We start from the raw sequence: 15655 nt of genomic DNA on the forward strand, positions 1-15655 counted from the left end.
CTTAGCTTGATGGTATCTATTCTATAAATAACCTAAGATTCTACGAAGCACTATAATCTTTCGAATGAACTTCTAACGTGAAACGGTTTGATGAAATTTTAATTACTATTAAATATAAGATTCCACCTACAATTGGAATAATGTAGGCTGGAATATAATTTAATAATAGACCTGATATTGCGAGTGCTATTGGCTGCATCATTTTCCCTAAGCTTAATCCAATACTAAGTACTCTTCCCCTATATTCATCAGGTATCTCTTTTTGCATGAAATAAATTAAAGGGATATCAATAAGCGCTATAATAAGCCCTAAAAAGATCATAACAACACAATACGTAATAACGAATACAAAATCATTCACTTCAAAGCTTTTGAATAAAACTGGAATCCCTGAAAGAATCATAATAACTGACAACATAGAACTTAGCTTTTTCAAAAGATAAGAGTAAGAAAAACGATCAGTTATCTTTTTTACTGCAATTGCACCAATTATCATCCCTACTGGAAAAGTCCCTTGAATAATACCAAATTGCTTAGAAGTCAGATTGAGTACCGTATTAATAATGTATGGCAATGGAACAGTTACAGCAAAGCCTAAGAAGAAATTAAACAAAACTAAAATATGAAACGTATTTTTTAAGCTTTCCTTTTCAAGTAAGTAAGAAAACCCCTCTTGTATATCTTTAATAAAATTAACTCTTCTTTTTGAATTCCCCTCATTTATATTACACTCGAACAGTTTAAAGTGAATAAATAGTAATGCTATCCCTGAAAAAAGAAACGAAATACCGTTTATAATGATAAAAGTTTTAATATCAAATACTGAAAAAACAATGCCGCCTAACATAGGACCAAGAATTAAAGATACAGAATCGATAATTTTACTTATAGAATTAATACTCATAAGCTTCTCTTTAGAGACGATATTTGGTTTTGCAGCTTCTAATCCTATCCCGAAAAAGGTTGTAAATACCGTCATAAGAAAGGTTGTAGCATAAATGATGAGTAAGTTTAATCCATAATAGCTGCTTAATAAATAAACAGCTATTAATATTCCTCCACTTAGTAAATCCATACAAACAACTAGTTTCTTTTTATTAACTTTATCAGCAATAACACCAGCAAATGGATTCATTACAATCATTGGAATTGTTCCTAATATGAGCGTAATCGCAAAATTTAACGCAGATCCAGTTATTTGTAAAACATATAATCCTAATGCGAAACTATAAATAGAGCTACCGAATATTGATACTGTTTTTGCGATTGAATATAAAAAAATGTTTCTAAGTTCTTGGTTGCTTTTTTTATTTTGTATATGTAATCGTAAACCTCCCATAACATCTCCCCCGCATTTCTTTGTATTACATATAGTGTAAGTTCTTGGGTCAACCCAATATCAACATGTACAATTCGAAAAATTTTAAGGAGAAATAAATAAAAGATGGGGTTAACCCCATCCACGTCAACTGAAGGTTTTTACAGCTCTCAACAATGATAAAAATAAAATGATTACTATAATAGACTTAGGATTATGTTTACGAATGCTAATTTTTTATTTAAATGTAAAAAGTAATATGGTATCTTCTATACATTGATTAATTACATATGAGAATCATGTATAACTCCAAGAATATGGCTTGGGGGTCTCTACCAGGAACCACTAACTCCTGACTACAAAATGCGTTTTTTAGCGTTTGTAGTCAGGAGTTTTTTTGTTCTAAGGTAAATAATGATGAGAAGGGAATACAAAAAATGAATTTCAAAGTATTTATATTAGCTTTAGCAACAATAGCAGTAGGGCTTGTAGAGCTTATCGTTGGAGGAATATTGCCAGACATCGCTAAAGATTTTAACGTTTCATTAAGTTCCGCTGGTCAATTAATTACAATTTTCGCCTTTACTTATGCAATAGCAGGTCCTGCATTATTAATTTTCACGAGTAAAATGGAAAGAAAAAAATTGTATATTATTTCACTTTACATTTTTCTAATTGGTAATATACTTACGTATTTCAGTCCGAACTTTACTTTTATGATGATATCAAGAATTTTAACCGCTATGAGTACGGCTTTAGTTGTAGTACTTTCTCTTACAATTGCAGCAAAGATTGTTAATCCCTTTTACCGAGCAAAGGCATTAGGATTAATTTATATGGGTATTAGCTCTTCACTTGTTCTAGGAGTACCGCTAGGCATATTAATTTCAAACACATTTGGCTGGAGAGTTATTTTTTTATGTATTGCTATTTTATCATTGGGATCTATCATCTTAATTTCAGTATTTTTAGAGAAAATACCTGGAGAGGAAAACCAAATTCCTTTATCTCTTCAATTAAAGGCGGTGTGTAGTCCAAAACTAGGCGCTGCTCATCTAGCTACCATGTTTCTGTTAGCAGGACACTATACTTTATATGCTTATTTTACTCCTTTCTTAGAAGAGAAATTTCAGCTAACCCCCTATTGGATTAGCATATTTTATTTAGTATTTGGTATAGCGGCAGTAAGTGGCGGAGCGTTCGGCGGTGTTTTATCAGATAAAATAGGCGCTCCAAAAAGTATTGTGATAGTTATTACTTTATTTGCTCTAATCTTATTTATATTACCGTTCACGGCAGTTTCTATTATGCTATTTATTCCTGTTATGATAGTTTGGGCTGCATTGAGTTGGGGGCTTGCACCACCTCAACAAAGTTATTTAATCCAAACTGCCCCAGATACGTCAGATATACAGCAAAGTTTTAATAATTCAGCCCTACAAATAGGGATTTCACTCGGCTCTGCAGTTGGAGGTATAGCTTTAAAACAAGTACATAATGTTGCCAACATGGCCTGGGTTGGTGGATCTCTAGTTCTATTGTCTTTAGCTTTGGCTATCTTTTCTCTTACTAGACAAATACCAACAAGAGACCGTCATGTAAGTGCTAAACATGTAGATTAACATTCTCTTTTTCTTTTAATTAGAAAAATTAAAAAGCAACATAAAAAGTCCAGTTTTATAACCGGACTTTTTATGTCAAAGTTAACCTCATCTTTTTCCAAAAAATGAATATGTATAAATTTCTTCTCCTTGAACAAAGAAATCCTCGTACTTTCCACCTCGTTTCAAATAGTTTGAAGTACTTTCGTCTATGGATTGAAACTGTAGATTTTGGATTTCTTTTGTTACTTTTGAAAGTGTAAAATTTGCTCGAAAATTGTTTGTAATTTGGCTATTTGGGCTGAAATTTTTAAATAAAATAAATAGACTTAATAAATAACAATCAGTTTTAAAAAGTGGATTTATATCGTGAAGTAAAAAATTCTCATGCTCAAAACTATAATTGCTCGTACCAGAATGATCAATTACAATATCAACAGACTGATTCTGAATAGGGATGTTCAAAAAATCAGCACAGATAAAGAGAATATTTCTTTTCGGATTTCTACTCGCTAATACATCCTTTAAAAATAAAAGTTTATTAAAATCTCGATCCACTGCAATGTATAGGCAATCTTCTGGCAGTTCTTCATAAATATTTCTCAAAAAGAACCCAAGTCCCGATCCTATATCCAATACTAATTTGTTATTTAAATTTAAATGTAATAGTTTCTTTTTCGCCCATTGCCCTTCTCTATGCATATTTTCTAAATACGCATTATCAGTTTCATGAATATAATCCGAAATAGTATTTTTATGTGACGGTTGCTCATTTGCATTAAATGATTTATCAGCAGTTATTATTCCTGAAGTAATAATATATTCTTCACCACAATTACAAATGATCTTCCCCTCAGTAATTTGATTGTTATTAATAATTCCATCTTGAAGAATTAGTTTTTGTCTACACTTAGAACATGTAAGTAAATGTAGTACACTTAAATCTACCCCTATAATTGAATTAGAAGTTTCATTTGTTAATAATAAATCATGTAACACTTCTTTTAATTTAACCCGTTTCTTCTCCAAAAGTTTTATTTCCTGTTCCATCTTGTCATATTTCAGTTTAAATAAAGATTGGTAAAAAGTATCTTTTTCGTAATTCATAGATTTTGCTAAATTTTTATAAAAAAATAGTTCCTTAATTTCATTTAAGCTAAATCCTAGCTCTTTGTAATGTAATATAAGCTCTAAATCAGTTTGACAATATTCGTCAAAAAAATAGTGACCTCCCTTTTTTTCAGGAATAATGAGGCCGAGATCCATGTAATGTCTTATTGTATCAATACTTATGTTATTTAACTCTCCAAATTTACCTATTTTCATCCCAATCACTACCATTTACATTTTTATTTATACATACTTCTTTTTATGGAAAAGTAGGCTCACAAGAAACCAGGGTCTTCACCATTTTTCACCTAGTTTATATCTAAGTTGTCACAGTACCATCAATATTGTATAAAACAACAACTTATTCTGTTAGGTTATATGTTTCTCTAAATACTTTTCTGTTGTGAGCAGTAAACAAACCCGCGGAAGCTGTCTACAATTATACAAAACTTTCCCCTCATTAATCCTCAATTTCAATTCCAGCTTTTTTAAATGGCTCTAATACTTTTGGATAACACATTGAAATATATTCTACTGTTTTTAAATTTTTTAAAATCTGAAATCCTTCAACAGATGTTACATCAAATAAATTATCTTCACCATCCCAATCTGGCTTTAGAATATGATAAACTTCATTACCTCCATCAAAGCAAAGGGATTCAATCTTTTCCAAATCATTTATTTCTAAAGTCAACTCTTCTAAATACTCTCTAATTTCAACAATTAATCCAGCACCAGAATACCATTCAAAATCATTCGTATACCTATCTATTAAACCTGTTAATTCTTTTAGAAATAGTGGGTCTTTATCTAATAAAGCTTCAATCACTACTAATTTAAAATTAAAATCTTTAAACATCTCACTCTTTCCCATGATAACTACCCCCATTATTATCTTTTTCTAGCCTTTTTCACTATAAGAGAGTCTTCTGTAAAATATCTAATCCAGTGATCACTACCATTTCAATTAAGTAACGAAATAAATATTAAGAACAAAAATGCTTCCAGTTTAACACTAACAAATTATTACAATTATTACGAGTGTTTTTAGCTTGAAAGGAATGTATTGGGACCTTACTTCCAATTAAAATAAATAAAAAACCCGCGAATCATTCACGGGTTTTCCTCTTAATAACTAATTGCTATTGTACCTTCACCTGCATGAACCGCAAATGAAATTGGTAATGGATATAGTTTAAAGTCCATTTCAGGGAATGCTTGTCTAATATCCGAAATCCATTCTTCAGCTCCATCTTTATCGTTAGCATGGAACATGTGAAGTACTTTTGGTAATTCTTTTTCAAGTTCATTTTTAATGTATTCTCGACATTTTTGGATTTTGCGAACTTTCTTTTCAAGTAAAAGTTCTCCACCTTTTACTTCTAATATTAAGTTAACACTTAATAAACTTCCAAGTAAAAATTGAACTCCCTTTACACGTCCACTTGCGTAAAGGCCTTTTAAACTTTTCGGGAATACGTGGAAAGGTCTTCTTTTTTCATCTACTAATGTTTTGTGTATATCTTGTAACGTCATACCATCATTGTATAACGATTTCGCTTTTCTAATTAGTTCATCCATTGGATAACTTGTTGTTTCACTATCCAATACCGTTAATGGGAAACCTGCCATGTCTGCAGCTAACTTCATATTTTGATAAGTTCCACTTACTTTTCCGCTAATAGCAACTGCAAATCCCTCTTCATATTCTTCTTTGCATTTCGAAAATAACTCTACCATTTCCCCTATGTTAGGTTGTGATGTAGTGACAGTTTTACCTTCGTTTAACGCATTATAGACGCGCTCACGCACACCTTCTTCACAATCTTTGTACGACACACCATCAATAATAACTTCAATTGGGATAACAAAGTTATCTCCTTCTGTTTTAAAACTCGCAGTTGTACTATCAGTAATCCAAGCAACACGCTTCATGTTGTTCCTCCCTTAATTCAATTCCTCTTTTCTGACTTTTCTATATATTTACGTTACGAAAAGAGAATATCCCTGTAATAGTAACAGGACTTTATTGTTTTGGCTATAGTAGATGCATATTAAATGTGAATATTTTTTGTCATTTTCACGAAAAAAAGAAGAAAACCGAAGTATTTGCCCAATTTTCTTCTTATCGTGCATTATTTAAAAGTTTCATTATCTAAAATTACAACATAATCATTCGTCAATCGGCCAGCTTCTTTCGTATAACTAACAAGTCTTTGTACGTTATCACAGCAAAGTTTCGCTCCCCATACAAGTAACGGTACACCGATAAAGTCAATGTGAAATCTTCTGGAAAACAGGCCACCAAAAGTCATCGGTAAAGGAACTGTTGGTGATGTATTAGAAAAAACTATCTTTTCCTGATTTTGATAATGTTTTTGCAGAATCTCTCCTAAATGCTTCATTGCAGGTACAACGACTTTTGATGAGCCGCATCCAATTGTATAAACCGGATTACCATTTTCGTCTATTCCATGAAAAATGATTTTCCCCATATCTTCTGTTTTCAATTTATTAAAGTACTCTACATTCAAAATTTCTTCTTTCGTTAACTTACGATCAGTTGGTAATTTATTTAAATGATAAGCTGCAGCAAGTGAAGTTGAATGTGTTCCGCCGAAGTCTGTGTAAATGAATATCATATTATCATTCCTTGTTGTCAAAGTTCAATGTTATTTAGTATTACCGTTCACGGTATGGATAAACAAGGATGAATAAAATACTTTTCAAAACAAAAACAATCATGAACTCGTTTAAATTGTTTTCTTATGTCTTCTTTATTTTCACCTGTATAATGAGCAAATGTTTGCACTGGATATAACTGATCAATATTACTTTTCATTACACCTTTTATCTCGTCTGTACGATCGGAGTATACGTGTAAATATGAATCTACGTTTAGAAATCCGTTCTTTTCATACCATCCATGTACCCATAGGTTATCCCTAGTCCAGGCTTCCAATCGATTTAGGTTACGTTCTTTCGCTAACTTCTCTGCCTCATTTAATAGTTGATTACCAATTTTCATTCTTCGGAAATCCGGGTGAACTGCAATATGCCAAATCATGCCGCCAAGACCAGTTCCTCTCGAACAAACAGTACGTTCTTCTAATTCGTATTCAATATCTATTAATCCCACAATTTGATTTTCATATACAGCTATTAATTCAATAGCAGGATTTTCATATTTTTCTTTCTCTCTTAATACGTTATCGTAATATGCTATATCTAAAAAAAGATAATACACGGCAACGTAACCATCCTGTTTCATCCGATTTTTTATACGCTCTAATTTCTATATCCATATAATTAAAAAGCTCCTTCTATTTCTAACATTATTTTTTCGGGTCCTGTCCCTTTATTTGATGGGATAACTAATGTAATTCCTAAGTCTGGATATACGGCCGAGCGAAAACTGACTCCTGGATCATATCCCATTACATGATATTTGAATATCTTGTTTTCTCTTGTTTCAATCCATATTCCATAACCGTAAGACTGATTATTATTTACTTGAATATGTTGGGTTAAAAGTATCTTTGTATATTCCCGGCTTACAATTTCATAGTTAAACAATGCTTCCCAGAACTTCAGCATGTCTGGTGCAGTAATAAAAGCTCCACCATCAGATCCTCCTATTACTGGTATAGAATAGATGTTTGTCCTCCAATTTTGGTTAATTTCATCTTTTATATATCCGAGTGCTGTCCGTCTTGGTAATCTATCTAAAGAAAAATAGCCAGAATCGTTCATACCAATTGGATTAAATATGTGTTTTTCTATATACTCAGTAAATTTAATACCTGTCTGTTCTTCGATTATCAATCCGAGTATGATAAAACCTGCATTGTTGTAGTGAAACTTGCTTCCAGGTGCAAACATCATATTTCTGTTTTGGAATAATGGTAAGAAGTCTTTTAAACTTTTTAAAAGGTACATAGGTGTTTGTTTCCATAGATCTTCGAAGTTATCCATAATACTTTCATCAAAATAATCTGGAATACCCGAACTATGCGTCAAAAGGTGATGTATTGTAATATCTTCATTGAAGTTTGGAAAGTTAATACTTAAACACTCTTTTAACTTTGTTTGAAAAGTAATTACCCCATTTTCAACAAGTTGACAGATACCGATAGCAGTGAATATTTTACAACCGGAGGCAATTCCGAATTTTGTTTGTAACGTATTGTTTATACATCCATTTCGATTTGCGTAACCAAACGCCTCTTCATAGACTAAGCCTTTTTCTTCTTTCATTAAAATTACCCCAGAGAAATCTATATGCCGATGCATTTCTTTAACAATGCTATCTATTTGATCTTTTGTTTTCATCACAAAAACCACCCTCGTTTATCAATATTGTTCACCCTTCTTACATTTCCATATATAGGAGGGTGAACCCTCCTATTGAATACCTTAAATCTAAACCAAGAGAACTATTATGAATTGATTGACTCAGAGGAATGCGCCTTAGATTGTGATGGCAAAAAAGTAAATACACACAATATGATAGTTATAAGTAGCATTACGAATGATCCTACAATAACGACAAGTTGTATAGAAATAAATTGAGTTGCAACTCCGAACAATATCGTAATTAAAATGGTGATGCCCGCAATCACAAGCTCATATATACTCCCAATTCGTCCCATCATATGGACAGGGACATTATTTTGATAAAAGGTATTAAATCCTGTATTTGCATATGCCATAGAGAAAGATAAAATAAAGAATCCGATGGCAGCTATTAAAAACTCATTTGAAAAAGCATAAATTAAATAACCGATTGCGATGAATAATGGTCCAATTCCAATTAAAAATGAAGGTGTTAATTTTTTTGATAATATTGTATTTGTTATGGCTCCTAAAATAAATCCGGCTCCAGCGATACTAACTAAAAAGCCATATTCATTATCTGTTAACAGTAAAATTTCTTTCGCAAATGACAATTCAAGTGAATCAGTTGCAGCAACTAAAACCATCATTCCTTGAAATAAAAAATACACAAAAACGATATATAAAGATTTTTTACTAAAATTTAAAACGATGTTCCAATCTTTTTTTAGTACAGCTAAAGATAACTTATCGTTTGACATAGTAATATCGGATTTTTTATCAAGATTAGGTAGTAACAATGTAATTAATCCTGATAAGAGAAATGCTATAGCATTCATATATATAGCAAACTCTGGTGTACTTGCTATTAACAATAAGCCTGCTATTGCTGGACCAATTAAAGATGCACCAGATCCTATTAAACTACGTAATGAGTTGAAACGTTGTCTTTGCTCAACTGGAACCAATTTCGTCATATATGTCATAGCACTTGGCTCATAAATTGCACTGGCCATACTTATAAAGAATACAAATACATAAACCATCCAAAGTGATGGAAGTAAAGGTAAAATAACGATAAATACCGCACGATATATATCGAGGTGAATCATTAACTTCCGTTTATTTAAACGATCAATCAAACTTCCTGACCATGCGTTTGTAAATAAAGCAGCTAACGGTTGAATTACATATAAAGTAGCAACAGCTAAGGCTGAGCCCCCCATATTATAGACAAGTACATTCAGTGCTATTAAGTAAATCCATGCCCCTAAATTTGCAATACCAACGCCAGACAGTAGTAATAAAGGATATTTCCAATCTTTAAGTAAGTTTTTCATTTTAGGCCCCCGCTTTCCAAATTGTTTTAAAACAATAAAAAAATCCCACCCCCAAGACTTTTAGCCTTAGGGACGAGATTTATCATCGCGGTGCCACCCTAGTTTGTTAATATGTCGCCATATTAACCTTATCAGGTACTGCATTGTAATTCATGCTTATACCATAGCTCTATAACGGGAGCTCCCGTCACACCATCTCCCTAATAATAGGTTCCGATGCGCTGCTCAGAGGCTTGGTTCAATAAAGAATTTTTACTCCTTTTCAGCTAAATGGAGCTCTCTGTGAAAAATTCGTTTTATTTACTCTTCTCTTCACTGCATTTGATTTTTTCCATATTATCACAATCTCGTATGACTGTAAATAAAAAATAATCAGATATTTAACAATGTGTTTATATTGGATTTTGTTATTTATTATTTTTTCTAAAAATTACGGCGCGTGAAATTATTTGAATCTATAAAAAAAGAGCCTATAGTATATAGACCCTTCACTTTGTACGAATTAGTTTGTATTCGCCTCTGCTAACGGTTGTAAAGGTGGTTCTAAGTTCAGTTCTAATGCATCGCCTTCTTGTATATCTTGTCCCTTTTCAATGCTTTGACTCGTTACATAGCCCGTACCTGTAGTTTTTAAATCTAATTTTAATAGCTTAGAGAAATACATAACATCACGCATGGACCAACCTTGTAAATTAGGCATTTTTGCGTTGTTTCCTAATAAAAATATACGATCTCCTTCACTCATTACTTCACCAGACTGCGGATATTGTTTTTTTATTTTTCCTTCTCCTAATATTATCGGTTGGAGCCTCTCTTTTTTCACACGATTCTCTACTGTATCCATTGATTGATTGACATAATTTTGTACTTTTAATTGGGATCGTTTCGTTACATCTGCCATTTGTTTCTCTGTATATGGCTTTACCTTTAAATATTCAAGGCTATTTTTCATAACTGGTTTAAATATTTCAGCAAGCGGCTGAGCTCCATACTCATCTCCCTTTAACTTTGGCTGCTTAATAGCTAAGTATACAATTAACTCGGGGTCATCAATCGGAGCCATTCCTAAAAATGAAAAAATATAATTTTCTTTCCCTTCCATATATCGTCCATTTTCCGGATTCGGAATTTGAGCTGTTCCTGTCTTACCGCCTATTGGATAACCATCTACTTTATACATTGTACCAGTACCTTTTGAAGATGTAATAACACGCTCCATTAAGTCTCTTACCTTGTCCGCTGTCTCTTTTTTTATCGGATTCCCAATTTCTTTCGGTTGATTTTCCATAATAACTTGTTTATTTATTGGATTTACAACTTTGTCAACTATATAAGCTTGCATCATTTTCCCGTCATTTGCTATAGCGGTAGCAGCTTGGATTAATTGAATAGGAGTTACTGTAGAACCTTGTCCGAAAGAAGTTGTGACTTGTTGAATTTGTGTATTTAATAATAAAGTATTTTTACTTTCACCAGGTAAATCTATTCCGGTTTTTTGATTGAATCCAAATTTATTCATATATTGCTTAAATTTATTTGGTTTCAATAGCTGATCTTCTAAAATAGAAAATGCTACGTTAGATGATCTTTCAAAACCTTCATCAAACGTAATAGACCCCCATCCAAATCCACCGTTATGATCTTTAATATCTGATGAACCGACTGAATATTTCCCGGATTGGAAATATTCTTTCCCGTTATATACACCTTCATTAATTGCGGCAGCTAACGTAAATATTTTCATGGTTGAACCTGGTTCATATGCATTTGCGATTGGATCATTTAAAAAATATTCGATATCGCCTTTATTAGGATTAAAACTAGGTTTACTAGACATTGCTAAAACTTTCCCTGTCTTTGGATCCGCTATGATTCCTACTAACATAGAAGGATCATAGTGTTCTTGCGCCTTATTCATCGCTTCTTCTAAAAAACTATTAATTTGTTTATCGAGCGTAAGGTATACGTTATTCCCATTTTTAGCTGGTTCTATTTTGCCTATATCATTTGTAAGCGGGATCCCTCTCGGTGCTCCCACATATTCTATATTCCCGTTTGTCGAGCGCAAATATTTATCCAGACTCTTTTCAAGTCCAAATTTCCCTTCTGTATTTCCTTTATCGTCTGGTCTCGCAAAACCAAGTATATAGGATGCAAAATCTTCATTTGGATACACTCTTGCTTTTTCTGGCATAAAAGATACACCTGGGATTTTCAATTGCTTTATTTGTTCCTTTACTTCTCTAGATAAATTCCGGCCAACTTTTCCAATCTCAACTTGCGTGCGTCCCTCATGAAAATTTTTTAATACGTCCTCTTTATCAATTTCAAGCGCATCAGCTAATCGCTCTGCGGTTTCCTCTTTATTGTTCACCTTATCTGTACCTTTCAAATTCACAACAACACGATACGTTGTGGAATCTTGGACTAGCACTTTTCCAGCTTGATCATATATTGTGCCACGATTCGCTTCCAAAACACCATTTTTATTATGTTGTTCCTTTGCTAGATCCTTTACATCTACATTATGCACAACACCTACTGCCTGAATATAGAAAAATCGCAAAAGCATAATAAGAAACAAAGCAATAAAAGCAACCATAAAATACCGCGCACCTTTATTCGTTTCAAGTTTATGCATATGTATCTCCTTTCTTTCACAATTAATTGCTACGATGGTGTGCTATAAATTATGTAGTTTTTTGCTTTCAATACTATATGTTTCGAACTTTTCTTATTAATTCCTTTAAAACAATGTAAAACTAATTATTGTTATTGCTAGTTTATTTATATACTTAAAATACAGTACGTGAAATTTTTAGAACATTCCCTCTTTTGATCTTACTCCATAACATTCAAATTCTTATTGCAAATAATCTACTCACTTATATACAATAAAAAACTGAAGTGAACCCTGAAAACGGGACACTGATCAAAACACCTAAACCATCTGTTCTCTAAATTCTTTAGGGGATAGGTGGTTTAATTTTTCTTGAATTCGCACACAATTGTAGTAATGAATGTATTCTAGCACAATCTTTCGCACAGTTGTGTTGGATACTTTTGTTATCTTTTGTGAATAGAAAGCTTCACTTTTTAAATGACCAAAGAAGCTTTCCATGACGGCATTATCATGGCAATTTCCTCTCCGGGACATGCTGGTGATAATGCCTTTTTCTTTGGCATATGCTTGGAATTCCTTCGCAGTATAAATACTTCCTTGATCTGAATGAAGGAGGACACCTTTTACTTTTCGCCTTCTCATGGCTTGTTTTAACGTCTTCATCGCTAACGCCAGCGTTTGTGATTCACTGACGACATAACTTATAATTTCGCGATTAAAGGCATCCATAATCGTTGATAAATACAAAGTACGCTCTCCAAATAATAAATACGTTACATCCGTAAACCACTTTTCATTTGGTGCCGATGCATCGAATTGGCGTTCCAATCGATGAGGGGCTACCACTGGTTCCGCACCATTGATATATTTCTTTTTCTTCCGACGAACTTTTGAGAGAATATGATTTTGTCTCATGATTCGTAATACTTTTTTATAATTCACACACAGCCCCATTTTTCGAAGAGTAGCGGTTACTCTTCGATATCCATAACGTAATTTATGCCTAAGACAAACGTCCTTTATTTCCTCTTCTATTTCATCTCTCAGGTCCTCTGTTCGTTGTAACCAACGATAAAATGTAGAACGGGGTAATTCTAATACATTACACAATTCTTTTACCGTTAGTTTTGTTTTTAAATCGGTCCATAAAGTAACTACAGTTTCAGGGTTCAACTCCTTTCTATTTCCAGATACTTTCCCCATATAAGTAATTTTGTTTTTAACTGTTTATTTTCTAACCGTAGTTGTTCCAATTCATTTAACTCTTTTGGCCCTTTTCCATAAGAATATTGTTTTCCTACAGGTTGTTGAAAACGGTACGTTTGACCGGTGTGATACCATTTCATCCATGTCTTAATTTGGGAAACATTTTTAATTCCGAGTGTTTCCATAATGGTACGATTGGAATGACCGTCCTTTTTCATCTCAATTACTTTCCACTTTATTTCTTCTGGATAATGTACTCTTTCTTTCAAATGTTAAAAAACCTTTTAAATCAAATGATTCACGAACTATAAGTGTATATATTACATAACATATCTATATAAAAAGATAGGTTATTAAATCATATTTTTATTCCATACGTAAAGCGATATTACCGAACTGTTCTCCCTGATCCATACGTTTTAATGCTTGAATAGCCTCTTCTAATGAATAAACTTTATCCATAATTGGTTTAATCTGATATTTCTCTATAAACTTAATCATTTCATTAAATTCCTCACGGCTACCCATAGATGTCCCCATTATATCGATTTGATTATAAAATAATGCTCGTAAAGGCAATTCAATTTTATCACCTGAGCTTGCACCAAAATTAACAATTCTCCCATTTGGTTTTAATACATCAAAATATTTTAAGAATGTTGCTGGACCTATACTATCGATGATTAAATCTACTTTCTCTCCGTATAAACTCGCTTCCCAATTTCCAGAACTATTAAAAGAAAAGTCTGCACCATATGTTTCGGCAAATCTTCTTTTGTTCTCTATCCTTGAAGTTACACTTACTTTTGCGCCAATTGCTTTCGCAAATAACATAGCAAATGTCGCTACCCCGCCGCCTATTCCCGGAATTAATACATGTTCTCCACACTTCAATCTACCCTTTGTAAAAAGTGCTCTATATGCTGTTAATGCCGATAAAGATAATACGCCAGACTCTTCCCAAGTAAGATATGACGGTTTTGCCACTACATTTTCAGCTGGCACAATGACATATTCAGCAAACGTTCCATCTTTCGGTCCACCTAACACCTCTGGTAACTCTGGTACTTCGGCAATATTATCCCATCCAATGCTAGGATTTATAATAACCTCGTTATTTAATAAATGATTTGAAACGCCTTCTCCGATTTCTGTAACGATTCCTGAACCATCTGAGCCTATTACTAACGGCAGATCCATTTCTATTCTATTGTTTATAATAAATAAATCTCTATGATTTAATCCTGCAGCTTTTAATTTTACTTTTACTTCACCAGCATTAGGATTTATTTCAGATGACAATCTATATTCTAATCCTTCTACCCCTTTTTTATCTTGATGTACAATAGCTTTCATTGCTTCATTCCCCCCTTAATAATTTCAATGTACTAGATATATCAAAATAAATAAAAGAATCTGCCTCCAATAATTAGAAATAATGTATATCATTATGACAAAAGAAAAAATCCTTCCCTATAAATAACGTAGGAAAGGCAGGGTTTTTTTAAGTTTTAGCCAATTCTAATATTTTTTGAATAAACGGTGCTTTGGCACTTGTATATGAAGGACGATCAAAAGGATATGTAGCTGCAAGTGTCTCTTTTAATTCTCTATATTCTTTCTGTGCCCATTTATGTTCTATAAGAAAATCACGAAATAAAATGTTATTCCTCCACTCCTCACTATTATAAATATAAACATGTAAATGATGAGTACCAGCTCTCCATTTTCCCTTTCTAAAAAAATGCCAATTAGGGGTTTCTTTTGGAACATACTCATACCCAATTTTTATTAGCGCTTCAATCCACTTTTCGGCAATTTGCAAATCCGTTACACCTACCATCATATCTATTAGCGGTTTCGCTCCTAATCCTTCAACGGATGTACTTCCTATATGTTCAATAGCAACACAGTCTCCTCCGAATAAAGAAATAAATTTCTCTTTTTCTATTACATACTCTTCATGCCAGCCTTTTTCATATGTTTTAATGACGATTTGTTGATCCATTTTATCCACCCTCTTAAAATTATTTATTATTATATTTATAAAATTTCATGTGATTAACATAGGATTTTCACAAAATATGTCGAATACTGAGATATACAACTTAATTATAATAAA

At 32.6% G+C, this 15655-nt stretch carries 12 protein-coding genes, 1 pseudogene, 1 riboswitch and 1 other annotated feature; of the genes and pseudogenes, 1 reads left to right on the forward strand and 12 read right to left on the reverse strand.

Annotated elements, in window-relative coordinates:
• Positions 1-40 precede the first annotated feature (40 nt).
• Positions 41-1339, reverse strand: coding sequence for an MFS transporter (locus tag VF726_RS21510; protein ID WP_440171953.1), 1299 nt, complete (start codon positions 1337-1339; stop codon positions 41-43).
• Positions 1340-1597: 258 nt separating this feature from the next.
• A riboswitch (purine riboswitch) is annotated at positions 1598-1697 on the forward strand.
• Between the two features lie 58 nt (positions 1698-1755).
• On the opposite strand from VF726_RS21510, the gene VF726_RS21515 reads away from it, so the two are divergent.
• On the forward strand, positions 1756-2940 hold the full coding sequence (locus tag VF726_RS21515) for an MFS transporter (RefSeq protein ID WP_440171955.1): 1185 nt from the start codon (positions 1756-1758) through the stop codon (positions 2938-2940).
• A gap of 87 nt (positions 2941-3027) precedes the next feature.
• Here VF726_RS21515 and VF726_RS21520 read toward each other — a convergent pair whose 3' ends face one another.
• The 11 genes and pseudogenes from VF726_RS21520 to VF726_RS21570 form a co-directional block, all read right to left on the reverse strand.
• On the reverse strand, positions 3028-4245 hold the full coding sequence (locus VF726_RS21520) for a MerR family transcriptional regulator (RefSeq protein WP_440171957.1): 1218 nt from the start codon (positions 4243-4245) through the stop codon (positions 3028-3030).
• A 244-nt stretch (positions 4246-4489) separates the two neighbouring features.
• Complete coding sequence (locus VF726_RS21525) at positions 4490-4903, reverse strand: DUF6892 domain-containing protein (protein WP_440171959.1); 414 nt, start codon at positions 4901-4903, stop codon at positions 4490-4492.
• 254 nt (positions 4904-5157) lie between these two features.
• Positions 5158-5964, reverse strand: coding sequence for a DegV family protein (locus VF726_RS21530; protein WP_144611499.1), 807 nt, complete (start codon positions 5962-5964; stop codon positions 5158-5160).
• Between the two features lie 200 nt (positions 5965-6164).
• Positions 6165-6671 carry a DUF3189 family protein gene (locus VF726_RS21535; RefSeq protein WP_440171961.1) on the reverse strand — a complete coding sequence of 169 codons (507 nt, stop codon included), beginning with the start codon at positions 6669-6671 and terminating at the stop codon, positions 6165-6167.
• 47 nt (positions 6672-6718) lie between these two features.
• Positions 6719-7334: pseudogene (locus tag VF726_RS21540) on the reverse strand (GNAT family N-acetyltransferase).
• Between the two features lie 4 nt (positions 7335-7338).
• Positions 7339-8361, reverse strand: a complete 1023-nt coding sequence (locus VF726_RS21545; RefSeq protein WP_440171963.1) for a serine hydrolase domain-containing protein — start codon at positions 8359-8361, stop codon at positions 7339-7341.
• A gap of 107 nt (positions 8362-8468) precedes the next feature.
• Positions 8469-9704: an MFS transporter gene (locus VF726_RS21550; protein WP_440171965.1), complete on the reverse strand. Its 1236-nt coding sequence runs from the start codon at positions 9702-9704 to the stop codon at positions 8469-8471.
• 65 nt (positions 9705-9769) lie between these two features.
• Positions 9770-10029: a binding site (T-box leader), on the reverse strand.
• Positions 10030-10206: 177 nt separating this feature from the next.
• Positions 10207-12345 carry a penicillin-binding protein gene (locus VF726_RS21555; protein WP_440171967.1) on the reverse strand — a complete coding sequence of 713 codons (2139 nt, stop codon included), beginning with the start codon at positions 12343-12345 and terminating at the stop codon, positions 10207-10209.
• A gap of 300 nt (positions 12346-12645) precedes the next feature.
• A protein-coding gene (locus tag VF726_RS21560; protein WP_440171969.1) for an IS3 family transposase occupies positions 12646-13802 on the reverse strand; the annotation gives its coding sequence in 2 pieces (ribosomal slippage) (positions 12646-13553 and positions 13553-13802; 1158 coding nt in all).
• Positions 13803-13899: 97 nt separating this feature from the next.
• Positions 13900-14889: a zinc-binding dehydrogenase gene (locus VF726_RS21565; RefSeq protein WP_440171971.1), complete on the reverse strand. Its 990-nt coding sequence runs from the start codon at positions 14887-14889 to the stop codon at positions 13900-13902.
• 148 nt (positions 14890-15037) lie between these two features.
• Positions 15038-15541, reverse strand: coding sequence for a GrpB family protein (locus VF726_RS21570; RefSeq protein WP_440171973.1), 504 nt, complete (start codon positions 15539-15541; stop codon positions 15038-15040).
• Between the last annotated feature and the right edge of the window lie 114 nt (positions 15542-15655).

The sequence above is a fragment of the Bacillus sp. Brlt_9 genome, assembly GCF_051948935.1.
Taxonomy (GTDB): Bacteria; Bacillota; Bacilli; order Bacillales; family Bacillaceae_G; genus Bacillus_A.

Coding starts and splice junctions, on each gene's coding strand:
- VF726_RS21510 (WP_440171953.1), bottom strand. CDS start 1,339: ATGGGAGGTTTACGATTACATATACAAAATAAAAAAAGCAACCAAGAA.
- VF726_RS21515 (WP_440171955.1), top strand. CDS start 1,756: ATGAATTTCAAAGTATTTATATTAGCTTTAGCAACAATAGCAGTAGGG.
- VF726_RS21520 (WP_440171957.1), bottom strand. CDS start 4,245: ATGAAAATAGGTAAATTTGGAGAGTTAAATAACATAAGTATTGATACA.
- VF726_RS21525 (WP_440171959.1), bottom strand. CDS start 4,903: ATGGGAAAGAGTGAGATGTTTAAAGATTTTAATTTTAAATTAGTAGTG.
- VF726_RS21530 (WP_144611499.1), bottom strand. CDS start 5,964: ATGAAGCGTGTTGCTTGGATTACTGATAGTACAACTGCGAGTTTTAAA.
- VF726_RS21535 (WP_440171961.1), bottom strand. CDS start 6,671: ATGATATTCATTTACACAGACTTCGGCGGAACACATTCAACTTCACTT.
- VF726_RS21545 (WP_440171963.1), bottom strand. CDS start 8,361: ATGAAAACAAAAGATCAAATAGATAGCATTGTTAAAGAAATGCATCGG.
- VF726_RS21550 (WP_440171965.1), bottom strand. CDS start 9,704: ATGAAAAACTTACTTAAAGATTGGAAATATCCTTTATTACTACTGTCT.
- VF726_RS21555 (WP_440171967.1), bottom strand. CDS start 12,345: ATGCATAAACTTGAAACGAATAAAGGTGCGCGGTATTTTATGGTTGCT.
- VF726_RS21565 (WP_440171971.1), bottom strand. CDS start 14,889: ATGAAAGCTATTGTACATCAAGATAAAAAAGGGGTAGAAGGATTAGAA.
- VF726_RS21570 (WP_440171973.1), bottom strand. CDS start 15,541: ATGGATCAACAAATCGTCATTAAAACATATGAAAAAGGCTGGCATGAA.